We start from the raw sequence: 283 nt of genomic DNA on the forward strand, positions 1-283 counted from the left end.
TAAGCGAAGCTGCAAAGAATGACCTGATCCGACTACATCAATATGGAATACACAAGTTCGGTGAAACTTTAGCTGACACCTACTTCCATGCCTTCTTTGATCAATTTGAAAAAATCTCGGAACAGCCATATCTTTTTGCTTCAGTAGATGTTGTTAAACCAGAATACAGACGCTGCGTACTCGGTATAGATAGTATTTATTACCGGATTATAGACAATTCGGTTGAAATTATACGGATAATTGGACGACAGGATTTCCGACTATAGAAGTAGTAATTCGCTTC

The 283-nt window shown here is 38.2% G+C and carries 1 protein-coding gene; it reads left to right on the top strand.

Annotation, left to right across the window (positions count from 1 at the left end; genetic code table 11):
- A partial coding sequence (locus HC175_RS23495) for a type II toxin-antitoxin system RelE/ParE family toxin (RefSeq protein ID WP_168140135.1) occupies positions 1 to 266 on the top strand: 266 nt, incomplete at its 5' end.
- Positions 267 to 283: the final 17 nt, after the last annotated feature.

It is taken from the genome of Salinimicrobium oceani (genome assembly GCF_012037645.1).